Raw genomic sequence first — 12,265 nt, 5'->3', positions numbered from 1 at the left:
CCCTTTACCGTCGAGGACATGACGTCCGAGGCGCTGTCGATCCAGCGACCGGCCGGCCCCACCCACGACGCCGACGAGCTCCCCACCGGACCGTCCGCCCGGCACTCGCGCGTGGCCGTCGTGGGTGCGGGTTTCACCGGTCTCGCCGTGGGCCTGGCGCTACTGCGTCGCGGTGTGCACGATTTCGTGCTGCTGGAACGGGCGGACGACGTCGGCGGGGTCTGGCGCGACAACACCTACCCGGGCGTCGGCGTCGACACACCGTCGCCGCTCTACCAGCTCCGCGCCATGACCAACCCGGACTGGTCCGACCTGTACGCGCCCGGGCACGAGGTGCAGGACTACGCCCGCAGGCTCGCCCGCTCCACCGGCCTGCTCGAGCACGTCCGGTTCGGCGCCGACGTGCACTCCGCCCGGTGGGACGACGCCGGGTCGCGCTGGCGGATCGAGACGCCGCTCGGCACCCTCACCGCCGACGTCCTCGTCAGCGCGGCCGGGCTGGTCGCCGATCCGAAGCTGCCCGACGTCCCGGGGCTCGACCGGTTCCCCGGCCCGGTGTTCCACTCGGCGCGCTGGGACCACACGGCCGACCTGGCCGGTAAGCGGGTCGCGGTCGTCGGGACCGGGGCGACGGCGATCCAGCTCGTCCCGGAGCTGCAACCGCAGGTCTCGGAGCTGCACGTCCTGCAGCGCACCCCGGCGTGGGTCATGCCGAAGCCGGAGCGACCGGTCGGCGAACGGGTTCGACGGGTGTTCGCGGCCAGTCCGGTGCTCTGCCGGATGCAGTTCGACGTGATCTACGCCGGGGCCGAGGTGCTCGCCGCCACCCGCCGCTCCCGGCTGCTGCGCGAGACGCTGACCCGGGTCGGCCGCCGGCATCTCGCCACCCACGTGCCCGACCCGGAGCTGCGCTCCCGGCTGACCCCGGACTTCACCTACGCGTGCAAGCGGCCGCTGGTGTCCAACACCTACCTGCCCGCGATGAGCGCACCGAACAGCACGCTGCACACCGGCGGGCTCTCCCACGTGGACGGCCGCACCGTCGTCGCCGGGGACGGCACCCGGGCCGAGGTCGACGCGATCGTGCTCACGACCGGGTTCGAGGTCGGCGCGACCGCGCCGATCGCCCACCGCCTCCACGACGCGGGCGGCCGCTCGCTGCACGACCACTGGGGCGCCTACCCGCGGGCGTACCTGGGGATGAGCTACCCGGGCTTCCCGAACCTGTTCCTCATGCAGGGGCCGAACGCGACCAGCGGCGCCAGCTCGACGCTGCTGTTCTCCGAGGCCCAGGCCCGCTACGTCGCCGACGCCGTCTGCCGGATGGCCGAGAAGGGGATCCGCGCGCTCGACGTGCGGCCCGAGGTCGAGGAGCGCTGGACCCGCCAGGTCCGCAGGCGCTCGGCCCGCACCGTGTACGAGACCGGTGGCTGCTCGAGCTACTACCAGAACGACGAGGGCTTCAACGTCGTCATGTGGCCGGCGAACACCGCCGAGTACCAGCTACGCACCCGGCGGTTCCGGCTCGCACCGTTCCGCGCCGTGCGCGGCCGGACCGGGGCCGGACGCCCGCTGGAGCCGCTGCGCCCGGTCCGGCTGGCCGCCACGGCCTGACCGGCCTCAGCCCGGCCGGCCGCCGTCCCAGGCCCGGACCTCCTCGATGAAGGAGTCGCGGGCGGCGACGTCGATGAACGCGGACTCGAACGAGTTCTCGGCCAGTGTGCGCAGCTGGTCCGGCGTGAGGTCCAGACCGTCCCGCACAGCGGTGTAGTTGGTGTCCACGTAGCCGCCGAAGTAGGCGGGGTCGTCGGAGTGCACCGAGACGTTCAGCTCCGCGGCGAGCATCTCCGGCAGCGGGTGCAGGCCGATCCCGGGGACGCAGCCGAGGCGGACGTTCGACAACGGGCAGACGGTCAGCGGTGTGCGGTCGCGGCGCAGCCGGGCGACCAGGTCGTCGTCCTCGATCGCGCGGATGCCGTGGTCGACGCGGAGCACACCGAGCTCGTCCAGCGCCTCCCGCACGTACTCGGCGGGGCCCTCCTCGCCGGCGTGCGCGACCGGCTTGAGGCCGAGCTCGCGAGCGCGGTCGAACACCGTCGTGAACTTCGACGGCGGGTGCCCGACCTCGGCGGAGTCCAGCCCGACCCCGACGATCCGGTCCAGGTGGGGTTCCGCGGCGCGGAGCGTGGCCTCGGCGTCCGCCGCGGGCTGGTCGCGCAGGAAGCAGAGGATGAGCCCGGCGGAGACGCTGTCCGTGTGGGCGTCGATCGCGTCGGCGAGCCCGCCGATCACGTGCTCGATCGGGACGCCACGGCTCGTGTGCGCCTGCGGGTCGAAGAACATCTCGACGTGCCGCACGCCCTGCTCCGGGCAGCGGCGCAGGTACGCCGACGCGAGCTCGGCGAAGTCGTCCCGGGTGCGCAGGACGACCATGTTGGCGTAGTAGACGTTCAGGAAGGACTGCAGGTCGGTGAAGTCGTAGGCGGCCCGCAGGTCCTCGACGGACTCGTACGGCAACGCGACGTCGTGCCTGCGGGCCAGCTCGAAGACCGTCTCCGGCTCCAGGGTGCCCTCGATGTGCAGGTGCAGCTCGGCCTTCGGCAGCGGCGGGGTACCGGTCGTCGTCATGGGTCGATCATCCCCGGCGGTCAGTGGCCGGCGGTGGCCCCCGCGACCGCGTGCGTGCCGGTGCCGCGGTGGCGGGCACGGTCGCGGGCGGCCGCCGCCGCCCGGGCCCGCTGCTCGGCGGTCCGCAGCGATCCGGTGACGTAGTGGGCCGACCGGCCGCAGGCCGGCGCGGCGACCGTCGTGCGCCCGCTGTCCGGACGGGCCGGCAGGTCGGGCAGCCGGGACGGCGCGCGGACCGGCCCCGGAGTGCCGCTCGCGAGGATCTCCTCCGGGGTGCGCCCGCACCCCGGCGCGGGAACCGGGCGGCGCCCGGCCACGTCCACGGCCACGGCGGGGACCGCGGCCGCAGCCGCCGGGGGCCCGGCCGGTGGCTGGTGGGTGACGTCGGACAGCAGATCGGCACCCCGGCGGGCTGCCCGGGCGCCGGCCGCGGCCACCCGGCGGGGGAGCTCACGCAGCACGTTCCGGTCACCGGGCACGCTCACCGTGCGGCCCGCGTCGAGATCGGCGAGGACGACCTCACCGTCGCGTCCGGTCCATCCCGGTCGCCCGTCGGGCCGGACCGCGACGGCCCGCACACCGGTGCCGCCCAGCGTGGACGCCAGTGCCGACGTGAAGGCGACCGCCCAGGACGTCGACGGCTCCTCGGCCGGCAGCGCCGGCGTCCCCACTGTGACGACCGCACCGGTTCCGCGGCGCAGCATCCCGGGCAGCGCGGCGTGGGTCAGGCGCATCGTCGCCGTCACGCCCAGGTCGATCCGGGACTGCTGCTGGCCGACGGTCAGCAGGACGCCCGGGGTCCCGGCGACCTCCGAGACGGCGTCGTGCACGAGCACGTCCACGGCGAGCGCCTCCGGCCCGGAGAGCAGCGCCTCCAGGCGGAACAGCCCGTGCCGGGTCGCGAGGTCGGCCACCAGGACGTCGGCCCGGACGCCGTGCCGGGCGGCGAGCGCCCGGGCCGTCCCGTGCATCCGGCCGGCATCACGGGTGACGAGGAGCAGATCGTGTCCGCGGGAGGCGAGCCGGTCGGCGAGCACCGCGCCGATCCCGGAGCCACCGCCGGTGATGAGAGCCAAGGTCACTCGAAAAGGGTACCGAGGCCCGAGTGGGCTAACGCATTCGGGTGGTCACTTGCCGTGTCTGTCGATCTACGGAACGTGAATACGACCTGATCAGGACTCGACCGTGGGGCGCTTGGCGTGCAGGCCCTCCTCGAGTGCGGTGGCCACCTCCGCCAGATCCGCGAGCAGGTCCTGCATCCGGTCGGAGGAGATCCCGACCGGTGCCGCGGCGAGCACCCAGGCGTCCTCGGCCCAGAGCAGCTCGACGTCCTCGCCGACCGCGTCGCTCGCGTCGGCCAGGCGGGAGGTGAGCAGCGGGCGCACGGCCTCGGCATCGCTGACGAAGGCGTAGCGCTCACCGACCGGCTCCAGCAGGTCCAGGCCCGCGTCGTCGGGCAGCGGCGCGGACGGCAACCGCAGCTCGACGGCGGCCGGCAGCGACTCCTGCACCTGCACGGCGCAGAGCACCGAGCTGACCCGGCCCGCCTGCTCGTGGTCGAACGCGTAGGCCTTGCGCGGGCCGTCCGGGGTCGGCACGTCGCCGGTGACCAGACTCCGGGCCACGCCGGGTCCGCCCTGGTGGATCGTCCCGTAGCGCCAGCGGCTGGGCAGGACGGGATCGGAGTCGAGGTACTCCCACTCCCGCATCGAGGCCCAGCGCTTCCGGTCGCGGGTCGCGCCCCCGCGGAACCGGTCGTAGACCAGCAGACCGACGCCGACGACGACCGCGACGAGGGCGATGACGAACCAGACCGACATGCCGCGGAGCGTAGTACCGATCGGGGTCGCGACGTGGTAACGCCACGACCTCGACGTGCCCCTGTCCGGGGGACGTCGGGTGGGCGACCCGCTCACGCGGCCGGTTCCGCACCGCCCCGGACGGTGGCCGCATGGGCCGCCGCCTCCTGCTTGCCGTGCTCGATCCGCCGCTCCAGCTGGGGGAGCGTGGCCCGCAGGGCCCGCTCCGCGTCGCCCGCAATCTCCGCCGCCCGCCGCAGCGTCTCGATCAGCGTCGCCACCCGGTCGCCCAGCCGGTGACCGAGCGCCACGGCGTCGAGCAGGGCGTTGGTCACGGTGAGCGGGGTGGCGGCCCCACCGGTGATCAGCGACAGCACACCTGCGGACACCAGCGAGGCCAGGAAGTCGGCCACGGCGTTCCGGATGATCGCCCGCTCGGCGCCGACCGTCGCACCGGTCCGCAGCACGAGCTCCGCGATCAGCATCGACTGCCCGGCGATCCGCTCGGTGGCGGCCGCGGCCTCGCCCGCCGTGGCCGCGAACCCGTCGGCGGCGGTGCCGTGCCAGGCGCCGTTCGCGTCGGTCCCGGCCGCGCGCAGGTCGTCTGCCCCGGCGGTCAGCACCTGCGAGAGCGCCTGCCAGCTCCGCGCGGTGGCCGCGATCCCGGCCGGATCACCGGCGAGGGCGTCGAGCGGCTCGCGCAGGAACCACAGGTGCTCGATCGCCCAGCCGGCGACGGCGGAGGTCAGCGATCCGAACGGGTCGGCGACGAACCCCAGGGTCTCCAGGCCCGCGGCGGCCGCGGCCCAGGCCACCCCGGCGCCGTCCTGCTCGTCGAGTGCCTCGCCCAGGTCGTAGTACGACGAGACGATCCCGCTGCCCTCGACGAGCGCGTCGGTCCGCTCGTCCGCTCGGTTCGCTTCGTTCGCTCCGCCCGCTTCGTCCGCCGGGGCGGCCGGATCCGATGCGGGCGCGGGTGCCGTCATCGCCCGGCGCCCGGGCCGGCGCCGCCGACCTCGGCGGAGTACTCCGGCACCTCGACCGCGAGGAACGACCGTGCCGCGTCGAGATCGATGTTCTCGTAGCTGCGCACCGCGGCGCGGAGTTCGTCGGCCGCCTCGTGCAGGCACCGGCACAGACCGTCGACGGCGCCGGCACCGGTGCCCATCGCGGAGATCGCGGCGCCGGCGAAGAACCCGCCGACGAGCCCGAAGGCGTCGCCGGAGAGCTGCTCTCCGGACGGACGCGCCCGTTCGACGGCGGCGACGGCACCGGTGATCCGGTCCGCCACCCCGTCGAGCCGGCCGGGCTCGACCCGGAACCCGTCACCCGCCGCGGTCACCGCCCGGTCTCCGCGGTCAGTGGCTCCATGATCGCCGTGACCTGCTTCCGCGCGTCGGCGGCGGCCTCGCGGGACAGCCGCAGGACCGTCTCGGCCAGCCGCGGCCGGGGCAGGTCGTCGGACCGGACACCGAAGCGCAGGTCGGTGAGCGCCCCGGAGCCGTCGACGGTGACCGCGACCGCGCCGTCGCGGGTCTGCGCGGTCGCGGTCACCGACAGCACCCGGGCCCGGGCGTCCTCGGCCCGGGCCCGGACCGCCTCGATGCGCTCGCGGTACTCGTCCAGCCAGGTCTGCGCCGTCGGTACGGCGGCGGGCGTGATGCGCTCCATGGCCGGCGACGATGACGCCGGCCGCCCCGGCCCACGGCCGGAGGCCGGGATCAGTTCGCGATCGTGACCGGCTCCTGGGCCTTCCCGACGACCAGCGAACCGGTCCCGCCGGCGGCCGCCGGGTCCAGGTCGACCCGGACGGTGTCGCCCTCACGCACCTCTCCGGAGAGCAGCTCGCGGGCGAGCTGGTCACCGATCGAGGACTGCACCAGCCGGCGCAGCGGGCGCGCACCGAAGACCGGGTCGAACCCGTTCATGGCTAGCCACTCGCGGGCCGCGTCGCTGATCTCGAGGGTCAGCCGTCGCCGGGCGAGCCGCGCGCCGAGCACACCGACCTGGATGTCGACGATGTGGGTCAGCTCGTCGGTCGACAGCGCGTGGAAGACCACGACGTCGTCGAGCCGGTTGAGGAACTCCGGCTTGAAGTGCGTCCGGACCACGGACATGATCGCGTCCGTCCGGCCCTGCTCGTCGAGCGCCTGGTCGGTGATCGCCTGGCTGCCGAGATTGGACGTCAGCACGAGCAACGTGTTGCGGAAGTCCACCGTGCGGCCCTGACCGTCGGTGAGCCGGCCGTCGTCGAGCACCTGCAGCAGCGTGTCGAAGACGTCCGGGTGGGCCTTCTCCACCTCGTCCAGCAGCACGATCGTGTACGGACGTCGCCGCACCGCCTCGGTGAGCTGACCACCCTGGTCATAGCCGACATAGCCGGGTGGGGCACCGACCAGGCGGGCCACCGAGTGCTTCTCGGAGTACTCGCTCATGTCGATGCGGACCATCGCCCGCTCATCGTCGAACAGGAACTCGGCCAGCGCCTTGGCCAGCTCGGTCTTGCCGACGCCGGTCGGGCCGAGGAACAGGAACGACCCGGTCGGCCGGTTCTCGTCGGCGATCCCGGCGCGGGCGCGCCGGACCGCGTCGGACACGGCGCGGACGGCCTCGGCCTGGCCGACGACCCGGTGCCCCAGCTCGTCCTCCATCCGGAGCAGCTTGGCGGTCTCGCCCTCCAGCATCCGGCCGGCGGGGATGCCGGTCCAGGAGCTGACGACGTCGGCGACGTCGTCCGGACCGACCTCCTCCTTGAGCATGAGGGCGCCCGCACTCTGCTGCTCCACCGACGCCGTCTTCGACTCCAGCTCCTTCTCCAGCTGCGGGATGCGGCCGTAGCGCAGCTCCGCGGCGCGACCCAGGTCGCCGTCGCGTTCGGCCCGCTCGGACTCGCCGCGCAGCTGCTCGAGCTGCTCCTTGAGCTCGCGGGTCGACTCGATGGCGCCCTTCTCCGCCTGCCAGCGCGCCGACAACGCGGTGAGCGCCTCACGCTGCTCGGCCAGCTCGGCGCGCAGCGCGACGAGGCGGTCCTTCGAGGCGGCGTCCGACTCCTTCTCGAGCGCCATCTCCTCGATCTCCAGCCGGCGCACGGCCCGCTCCACGGTGTCGATCTCCACCGGGCGCGAGTCGAGCTCCATCCGGAGCCGGGACGCGGCCTCGTCGACCAGGTCGATGGCCTTGTCCGGGAGGAACCGCGCGGTGATGTATCGGTCCGAGAGCGTGGCCGCGGCGACCAGCGCGGCGTCGGTGATCCGGACGCCGTGGTGCACCTCGTAGCGCTCCTTGAGCCCGCGCAGGATCCCGACGGCGTCCTCGACGCTCGGCTCGCCCACCAGCACCTGCTGGAACCGGCGCTCCAGCGCGGCGTCCTTCTCGATGTGCCTGCGGTACTCGTCGAGCGTGGTGGCACCGACCATCCGCAGCTCACCGCGGGCGAGCATCGGCTTGATCATGTTGCCGGCGTCCATCGCGCCCTCACCGGACGCGCCCGCACCGACGATCGTGTGCAGCTCGTCGATGAACGTGATGACCTCGCCCGCCGAGTCGGTGATCTCGGTGAGGACCGCCTTGAGCCGCTCCTCGAACTCGCCGCGGTACTTCGCGCCGGCCACCATCGACCCCAGGTCGAGCGCGATGACCCGCTTGTTGCGCAGCGACTCGGGCACGTCGCCCGCCACGATCCGCTGGGCGAGGCCCTCGACGATCGCGGTCTTGCCGACGCCCGGCTCGCCGATCAGCACCGGGTTGTTCTTCGTCCGCCGCGACAGCACCTGCACGACCCGGCGGATCTCGGTGTCCCGGCCGATGACCGGGTCGAGCGCGCCCTCGCGGGCCCGCGCCGTCAGGTCCTGGCCGTACTTCTCCAGGGCCTGGTAGCTGCCCTCGGGATCGGGGCTCGACACCCGGGCGGAGCCCCGGACCTTGGCGAACGCCTCGCGCAGCGCGTCCGGCGTGGCGCCGTGGCGCTGCAGCAGCTGGGCCACCGGGCCGCCGCGGTCGGCGAGGCCGACCAGCAGGTGCTCGGTGGAGACGTACTCGTCGCCCATCTCGGTGGCGAGCTGCTGGGCCGCGGTGATCGCCGCGAGGGCGTCGCGGGACAGCTGGGGCGCGCTCACCGACGACCCGGACGCCGACGGCAGCCGGTTCCCGAGCGCCGTCACGTCCTGGCGGACGGTGCCGGCGTCCGCGCCGACGGCGGTGAGCAGCGGTGCGGCGATGCCGTCGCCCTGGGCGAGCAGGGCTCCGAGCAGGTGGGTCGGGCCGACGTCGGGGTTGCCGGCCAGCGTCGCGGCCTGGACGGCTGCGGAGACGGCCTGCTGTGTACGGGTGGTGGGGTTGAAGGAGTCCATGCTCCGCGGTCCTCCCGGTCCTTCACGCTCGTGGTCGCTGGGTGGGGAGCGGCTCCCGGCCCTGTTCCACAGTGTGCCCGGCCGGTGCGCCTCTCGACACCTACAACGGCAGGAAAGTTGAGTCTGTTCCGCTCAGGGCGAGATTTCCGCGACGCGCGTCGACGCGGCCCCTCCGGCACGCGCCGGCCGGGTTCGAGTCACGCGCCGGCCGGGTGCGAGATGGATGCGCGCGCGTGCGCCCGGCGGCGCCGGGACGGCCTCGGACGCGTCGGACCGGGCGCGTGGCGGGCCGGGAGGCCGGCGTCCGAGATGACGCCGGGAGACGGGCCGCCCGTCAGTGGGAATGCGGGCGGCTGCGCAAGGTGCGGGAGGCACCGGCGCCCAGGTGCGTGGTGCTCGGGAACCGCCGGCGCGGAGGCCGCGGGGCGCGCTGCGGGGTGCCCTTCGCCCCGAAGAAGTCGCCGCCCTTGCGCGCCGGGTCGTCGGTACCCCACGCCCGCCGCTGTGTCACCCGCTCCATCCGCGGGATGTGCTTGCGGCAGTGGATGTAGGCCTCCTCGACTTCGACGACCACCCAGCGCTCCGCGCGCCTACCGGAGGCCCCGTCCCGGGTGTGGCCTGGGAACGTGGCCCGGAACGCGTCGTCGTCCAGGATCCGGGCGCGGCCGTTCACGTGCAGCCCGATCAGCGACTCGGTGAAGTCGACCATGAGCAGGCCGACGTGCGGGTTCTCGACGAGGTTGCCGAGGCTGGCGTAGACACCGTTGCCGCGGTACTCGGGGTAGGCCAGCGTGTGCTCGTCGATGACCTCCAGGAACCCGGGCGGCCCGGCGCGCAGCGAGTTGTCGCACTCGCCGTGCCCGTCGGACGTGGCGATGAACGCCATCTCCATCCGCCCGATGAACTCGATCATCCGGGGCAGCAGGCGGTCGCGCAGCTGGTCGCCGTAGAAGCGGTCCGCACGCCCGGTACTGCCGATCTGCTCCTGGAGTACGTGCTCGCCCGCGGATCCGGGCCGGTCGAGCGCGTCCGGCGCGATCTCGGCGGATCCGGTCTCGGCGGGCGCGGCCCCGGAGGGCTCGACGACGCCCGGGTCGGCGACGGGACGCTCCCGACCGGGGAGCACCGGGACGGGGGTACGGAGAGGCACGCACGACACCGTGCCATCCGGGACGCCGAGGACCAAACGAGCACGGGACCTCCGCTGCCGCACCGCCACGTCGGCATTCCGGCGGATGGGCGCTATCCTTGGCGCGGCGCCCCCCACGCCATGACGAGTGTCCCCGTCCCCGAACGGATGATCCGTGACCATGCGTATCCGCTCACTACCGCTCAGTGGGCTGATCGCCGTATGCCGTTCGGCCGGGCGGAGTAGCTCGCGTACCCTAACCGGCGGTGATCGGGCGTTGACGCTCGGTATCACCGCGGCACGGAGCACGACCGAGGAGAGTGTCCGCCAGGCATGTCTGCTGATCAGCTGATCGCCGGCGACGTCGCCCCGCCGCGACGCCCCGCTTCGGAGGCGGGCCGGACCGTCGAAATCCTCCGGTCCAGTTTCGCGGTCGTCGAGCCGAACATCGACGAGGTCGGCAAGGTCTTCTACGCGACGCTGTTCAGCCGCGCCCCGGAGACCCGCGACCTGTTCCCGGTCAACATGGAGGTGCAGCGCAGCCGGCTGCTCCGCGCGCTCGTGCACGTCGTGCAGATGATCGACCAGCCGGACGACCTGGCTCCGTTCCTGCAGCAGCTCGGCCGCGACCATCGCAAGTTCGGTGTCCTGTCCCAGCACTACGACGCGGTCGGGCACGCGCTGTTCTCGGCCATCGCCGCCTACTCCGGCCGGAACTGGACCCCGGACGTCGAGAAGGCCTGGACCGGGGCCTACGGCATCGTCGCCGACGCCATGCAGCGGGCCGCCGCCGCCGAGCGCGGCCCGGCGTCGTGGCTGGGCCGGGTGGTCGACCACCGGCGGATCGGCTGGGACATCGCCGTCGTCACCGTCGCGACCGACCAGCCGGTGCCCTACCAGGCCGGTCAGTACGTCTCGGTCGAGACACCGCACCGCCCGCGACTGTGGCGCTACCTGTCCCCGGCGAACGCCCCGCGCCACGACGGGACGATCGAGTTCCACGTCCGCGCGGTCGAGAACGGCTGGGTGAGCCGGGCGATCGTCGCGCACAGCCAGGTCGGCGAGACCTGGCGGGTCGGCCCGCCGATGGGCCGGATGGCCGTCCCGCAGGGCAGCGACCGCGAGCTGCTGATGGTCGCAGGCGGTACCGGCGTCGCGCCGATGAAGGCGCTGCTCGACGAAGTGCGCCAGCGGCCACGTCCGCCGCGCACCCAGGTCTTCGTCGGCGGGCGCACCTGGGAGGACCTCTACGACTTCGCCTCGCTGCGCAAGCTCTCGTACAGCTACCCGTGGCTGGACGTCATCCCGGTGGTCGAGCACGAGGACGAGCCGTCCGGCGCCGAGGTCGGAACCCTGGCCGACGTCGTGACCCGCTTCGGCGCGTGGAGCGACCACGACGCGCTGGTGTGCGGCTCGCCGGCGATGATCCGTTCGACGGTGTCGCGGATGCTGGTGGCCGGTACTCCGCTGGATCGGATCACCTACGACCCGTTCACCATGGACTAGGCGTGGTTGTCGCGGCTCGCACCGCGACAACCACCCAAGGGCCTAGAAGGCCTCCGTCGTCCGGACCGACAGCACGTGCAGGGTGCGGGAGCCGCTGAAGGCGTCCCGGCCGTGCAGGAAGCGGTAGTTGTCCAGGACCAGCAGGTCACCGGCCTCCAGCCGGAACCGCGGTGCCGCGTCGAACGCCGTCGCGAGCAGGTCCGCGTACTCCTCGATGCGGTCCAGGTGCTCGTCCCACTCCGGCACCCGGGGTACCGGCAGCGCATAGTCGCTGGCCCGCACCGTGCGCCGCCCGCCCCGGGTGTACTCGACCATCCGGCGCAGCAACGGGGTGTCCGGTACGCCCCGCGGCGGGTTCACCCGGGCGCCGAAGAAGTCGGTGTCGGCTCCGGTCAGGAACGCGTGCAGGTCCGGGTGGTCGACGGCAAGCCGATCGACGAGCGCGTAGCCGTCGACGAGGACCGAGTCCCCGCCGGACGGCGCCGGTACCGAGCAGTGCATCAGCAGGAAGTCCTCGTCGGGGTCACGCAGCCGCACGGTCCGCCCGTGGACGTCGCCCTCGAGATAGGCGCCGTCGTTGTGCAGACCGAGGACGGGCGAGTCGGTGCCGCCCTGCGGCCGGATCCCGAACAGCTCCCGCAACCGCCCGCCGAGCAGGTGTGCCGCCGCGACGACCAGCACCTCCGGGTCGTTCCCGACGTCCGGGATCCGCACCACGCCGTCCTCGGCCAGCACGGTCCGGGCGGCGTCGAGCGACGCCGTGCGCGGCACCACCCCGGTCTCGTCCACCAGCCCCTTCAGCTCGGGTCGGGCCTCGCCCCGCCGTCGTCCGTCCGCACCGGTCTGCGCCACGT

11 protein-coding genes are annotated in these 12,265 nt (G+C 73.8%); 2 read left to right on the top strand and 9 right to left on the bottom strand.

The genetic code is table 11. The features are described from left to right. The first annotated feature begins 18 nt into the window (after positions 1-18). Positions 19-1,614 (top strand): flavin-containing monooxygenase, encoded by a 1,596-nt coding sequence (locus JOF36_RS03465; protein WP_210024981.1) that lies wholly within the window; start codon positions 19-21, stop codon positions 1,612-1,614. A 6-nt stretch (positions 1,615-1,620) separates the two neighbouring features. Here JOF36_RS03465 and JOF36_RS03460 read toward each other — a convergent pair whose 3' ends face one another. From JOF36_RS03460 to JOF36_RS03425, 8 genes are all read right to left on the bottom strand, one after another. After that, complete coding sequence (locus JOF36_RS03460) at positions 1,621-2,628, bottom strand: adenosine deaminase (RefSeq protein WP_210024980.1); 1,008 nt, start codon at positions 2,626-2,628, stop codon at positions 1,621-1,623. A 20-nt stretch (positions 2,629-2,648) separates the two neighbouring features. Continuing rightward, a complete protein-coding gene (locus tag JOF36_RS39950) occupies positions 2,649-3,710 on the bottom strand; it encodes an SDR family NAD(P)-dependent oxidoreductase (RefSeq protein ID WP_210024979.1) in 1,062 nt (353 codons plus the stop codon). 90 nt (positions 3,711-3,800) lie between these two features. Next, a complete protein-coding gene (locus tag JOF36_RS03450) occupies positions 3,801-4,448 on the bottom strand; it encodes a TtfA family protein (RefSeq protein ID WP_210024978.1) in 648 nt (215 codons plus the stop codon). A 92-nt stretch (positions 4,449-4,540) separates the two neighbouring features. Further along, positions 4,541-5,413: a WXG100-like domain-containing protein gene (locus JOF36_RS03445; protein ID WP_210024977.1), complete on the bottom strand. Its 873-nt coding sequence runs from the start codon at positions 5,411-5,413 to the stop codon at positions 4,541-4,543. Next, entirely contained in the window at positions 5,410-5,769 is a 360-nt protein-coding gene (locus tag JOF36_RS03440) for a type VII secretion target (protein ID WP_210024976.1), read from the bottom strand. Before JOF36_RS03440 ends, JOF36_RS03445 begins: the two co-directional genes overlap by 4 nt. Then, positions 5,766-6,098, bottom strand: coding sequence for a YbaB/EbfC family nucleoid-associated protein (locus JOF36_RS03435; protein WP_210024975.1), 333 nt, complete (start codon positions 6,096-6,098; stop codon positions 5,766-5,768). Before JOF36_RS03435 ends, JOF36_RS03440 begins: the two co-directional genes overlap by 4 nt. Before the next feature lie 50 nt (positions 6,099-6,148). Further along, on the bottom strand, positions 6,149-8,776 hold the full coding sequence (gene clpB, locus JOF36_RS03430) for an ATP-dependent chaperone ClpB (protein WP_210024974.1): 2,628 nt from the start codon (positions 8,774-8,776) through the stop codon (positions 6,149-6,151). 334 nt (positions 8,777-9,110) lie between these two features. Further along, positions 9,111-9,926, bottom strand: coding sequence for a pyridoxamine 5'-phosphate oxidase family protein (locus JOF36_RS03425; protein WP_307862194.1), 816 nt, complete (start codon positions 9,924-9,926; stop codon positions 9,111-9,113). A 312-nt stretch (positions 9,927-10,238) separates the two neighbouring features. Between JOF36_RS03425 and JOF36_RS03420 the strand changes: the two genes are divergently transcribed. Further along, positions 10,239-11,411 (top strand): globin domain-containing protein, encoded by a 1,173-nt coding sequence (locus JOF36_RS03420; RefSeq protein ID WP_210024972.1) that lies wholly within the window; start codon positions 10,239-10,241, stop codon positions 11,409-11,411. Between the two features lie 42 nt (positions 11,412-11,453). Here JOF36_RS03420 and JOF36_RS03415 read toward each other — a convergent pair whose 3' ends face one another. After that, positions 11,454-12,263, bottom strand: a complete 810-nt coding sequence (locus JOF36_RS03415; protein WP_210024971.1) for a TauD/TfdA family dioxygenase — start codon at positions 12,261-12,263, stop codon at positions 11,454-11,456. Positions 12,264-12,265 lie beyond the last annotated feature (2 nt).

This window comes from Pseudonocardia parietis, assembly GCF_017876315.1.
GTDB lineage: Bacteria > Actinomycetota > Actinomycetes > Mycobacteriales > Pseudonocardiaceae > Pseudonocardia > Pseudonocardia parietis.
This window is presented reverse-complemented; position numbering and strand designations above follow the sequence as displayed.

Bases quoted from the DNA above. Each gene is read 5' to 3' on its own strand.
- JOF36_RS03465 (WP_210024981.1), top strand. From the start codon at position 19: ATGACGTCCGAGGCGCTGTCGATCCAGCGACCGGCCGGCCCCACCCAC.
- JOF36_RS03460 (WP_210024980.1), bottom strand. From the start codon at position 2,628: ATGACGACGACCGGTACCCCGCCGCTGCCGAAGGCCGAGCTGCACCTG.
- JOF36_RS03450 (WP_210024978.1), bottom strand. From the start codon at position 4,448: ATGTCGGTCTGGTTCGTCATCGCCCTCGTCGCGGTCGTCGTCGGCGTC.
- JOF36_RS03445 (WP_210024977.1), bottom strand. From the start codon at position 5,413: ATGACGGCACCCGCGCCCGCATCGGATCCGGCCGCCCCGGCGGACGAA.
- JOF36_RS03435 (WP_210024975.1), bottom strand. From the start codon at position 6,098: ATGGAGCGCATCACGCCCGCCGCCGTACCGACGGCGCAGACCTGGCTG.
- clpB (WP_210024974.1), bottom strand. From the start codon at position 8,776: ATGGACTCCTTCAACCCCACCACCCGTACACAGCAGGCCGTCTCCGCA.
- JOF36_RS03420 (WP_210024972.1), top strand. From the start codon at position 10,239: ATGTCTGCTGATCAGCTGATCGCCGGCGACGTCGCCCCGCCGCGACGC.